The organism is Enterococcus spodopteracolus, from assembly GCF_030441955.1.
GTDB lineage: Bacteria > Bacillota > Bacilli > Lactobacillales > Enterococcaceae > Enterococcus_B > Enterococcus_B spodopteracolus.
On record NZ_JARJHD010000107.1, the window covers coordinates 1 to 454 of the forward strand.

General features: G+C 50.2%; 1 protein-coding gene. It reads left to right on the forward strand.

Annotated elements, in window-relative coordinates; all coding sequences use genetic code 11:
* Positions 1–291: 291 nt before the first annotated feature.
* On the forward strand, positions 292–454 hold a 163-nt coding region (gene rpsU, locus P3R27_RS14775; protein ID WP_301399172.1), incomplete at its 3' end, for a 30S ribosomal protein S21.

Consider the following 454-nt stretch of genomic DNA (forward strand, 5'->3'; position numbering starts at 1 on the left):
TAGATAGCGATGCCGGTTTCATCGCAGGATGTTTCAATACCCAGTACGCGCATGGCTCTGTTTACCTCTTTGCAATAGCGCGCAGTGTAGGGCGAATGCGGGGCGATGTAAAACTTTGCTCACTTGTGCAGCTGAGTTCGTGTATACTCCTCACCCTTACAAAAGTCCCCTTTCAAAAAGGGCGGCGGTGCTTTACAAAGCAGCACCAGTTGCAGTAAAATTCCGCACCATTTTGAAATAAGCTGGCGTGAACGCCAGCGGCAAACCGATTTAATCAAAGGTGAGAGGCACATGCCGGTAATTAAAGTACGTGAAAACGAGCCGTTCGACGTAGCTCTGCGTCGCTTCAAGCGTTCCTGCGAGAAAGCAGGTGTTCTGGCGGAAGTTCGTCGTCGTGAGTTCTATGAAAAACCGACTACCGAACGTAAACGCGCTGAAGCATCCGCTGTGAAAC